Below are 1,877 nucleotides of genomic sequence, written 5' to 3'. Positions count from 1 at the left end.
AATCAAATTGTCGATGCACAGTTGGTCAGCGTCACTGTCCCCTCCATCAGTACCGGGTGCACTGGCATTGATATGTTTATGGGGGGATTTTCACACATCAGCTCAGACCAACTGGTGAAACTGGGCAAAGCCATTATTCATAATGCCCCTCCTTTTATTGTCAACTTAGCCCTGCAAACCTGGGCACCGCAGCTCAAGCAAAATCTGGATAATCTCCAAGCCAGGCTCGACAAATATCTCAATCAATCGGTGAACTCTTGTGAAGCCGCGCAAGCGTCCATCGGTGGACTGGCCGCCTTTGCCGCTCCTGCTACCAAAAAGCATGTCTGCGCGACGCTTGGGACACAAAACAACGCCTTCTCAGATTGGGTTCAAGGGCAGCAGGAATGTGGCGCAGGAGGCAAAGCAGCGGGTCAGCTAAAGGACGCCAAAAAGGATCCAGCCCTGAAAGACATGACCCAAACCAATCACAACGTGGTCTGGTCTGCGATCATGAATAACGCTTTTTTGTCCTCCGACAAAAATCTAGCGCAATTCATGATGAGTTTGTCAGGCTCTTACGTGTACGACAAAGACGGTAATCCGCGTTATTACCCTAGCCTTTTGACCGACAACAACAACCTCGTCAACGTGCTGCTCGAAGGGGGCAAGGCTGACGTTTATCAGTGTCGCAAAACAGGCCCAGATGCGTGCATTACCATTACCAAGCGCAATAACTTATCCATAAGTCAAACTAACGGCATACAAAACCAGATACGCAAACAACTGGAATCGATACTGCAAAAGATAGCCACCGACCAAAGACTCACGCGTCAACAAGAGGGTTTTCTGGAGCTGATTCAAACGCCGGTACTCAAGTTCTTTATTGACGACTTATCCGCCAATCAAACCCCCGATACCAGCAACTACTCGCGAATGATAGCGGTGGAGCTGCTTAATCAGTACCTCGTGAGCATGTTAAATGTTGCCCGCCAATCCTTGGCCAACACCAACAACAGCCAGGATGACATCGCCCTCATCACTCGTGATATCGATAACGCCAAACGCTTTACCGCGGGGCTGGCCGAGAACGCCATTGAGGCGCTCAACAACCGCAATCAACTGATTGACTCGCAAAGAAAGACCACGCAGCAAAGCACAAAAGAAATCAGCACGACCACCAAACCTACCCCGGCTTATGGGAACTGACCTATGATACTCGAATATTACACTTACACTTCCGGCGAAGTGGTCAACAAAGCCTTTAATGCGCTGGCCACTTTTTTTAGAACCAATACCTTTGGGGATTACTTACAGATGTGCATGATGCTGGGGCTTATCACCAGTTTGTTTATCTTCATGCTGTCACGTAACCCCAAAGACCTCATCAAATGGATGGTGGTGTTCTTTGCCGTACCCCTGTTTCTTATCAACATGAAAGCCGACATGCTCATCATTGATAAGACGCAACCGGGTAAGGCTTACAAGGTGGATAATGTCCCTTACCTCGTGGCCGTGCCTACTTACTTTTTCTCTTCTATCATGGTGGGGATGGCCGAAGGTGTGGAAGGCATTTTCACCACCTCCGACGATGAGCGTTATGGTCGTACTGGGATGTTGTTTGGCTCTGAGCTGTATCAGCTCTCAAGACAATCCAGGATTAATGAGCTGGCGCTGCAAAAACTCTGGCGAGACTACTTTCATAACTGCATGATTGGGGATGTGAGAATCAATGGGAAATACACCTGGGATGAACTCTTTACCGCCCCTGATATTTTTGCCTTTTTAGACGGCGTTAGGCAAAGCCCGTTGCGCGCCCTTTATCTTGATGAAGGCGGCGGCCGAAGCACCTACAAGCGATGTGAAGAAGCTTACCCTATCATCAAGCAGCGCTTTGA

The 1,877-nt window shown here is 49.0% G+C and carries 2 protein-coding genes; both read left to right on the top strand.

What is annotated here, in order from left to right; translation table 11 throughout:
- A partial coding sequence (locus ACED28_RS23100) for a conjugal transfer protein TraH (RefSeq protein WP_371710846.1) occupies positions 1 to 1,188 on the top strand: 1,188 nt, incomplete at its 5' end.
- 3 nt (positions 1,189 to 1,191) lie between these two features.
- Positions 1,192 to 1,877, top strand: a 686-nt coding sequence (locus ACED28_RS23095; RefSeq protein WP_371710845.1) for a conjugal transfer protein TraG N-terminal domain-containing protein, incomplete at its 3' end; no start/stop codon positions are given.

The organism is Vibrio sp. 1F253 (genome assembly GCF_041439295.1).
GTDB lineage: Bacteria > Pseudomonadota > Gammaproteobacteria > Enterobacterales > Vibrionaceae > Vibrio > Vibrio tasmaniensis_A.
Note: the sequence above shows the minus strand (reverse complement) of the source record. Positions and strands in the feature narration are given on the sequence as shown.